Annotated in this window: 1 protein-coding gene; it reads right to left on the minus strand. The window is 68.9% G+C overall.

Features of this window, described 5'->3' with window-relative positions; translation table 11 throughout:
* On the minus strand, positions 1–228 hold a 228-nt coding region (locus R2R70_RS23840; protein ID WP_410979467.1), incomplete at both ends, for an RnfABCDGE type electron transport complex subunit D.

Here is a 228-nt window from a genome sequence, read left to right on the forward strand (position 1 = left end):
CTTGTTGGAGGTCGCCGCCGTGACGGGGTCCGTGGCGATGAATAAAGCGCCGAAGATCGCCGCACCGCACAGCAGGTGGATCAGGGGGCCGGCGTGCTGCTCGCCATCCACGAAGGCGAAGATGGCAGAGATGACCGCCAGGCTGCCCAGCATTGCCACCGGGATATGCCAGGTGATCAGGCGACGGGCGAGCTGCACCGGGCCGCCGAGGGCCCGGGCGATGGCCGT

Origin of the sequence: Cobetia sp. SIMBA_158, from assembly GCF_046566945.1 — a bacterium.
Classification (GTDB): Bacteria; Pseudomonadota; Gammaproteobacteria; order Pseudomonadales; family Halomonadaceae; genus Cobetia; species Cobetia amphilecti.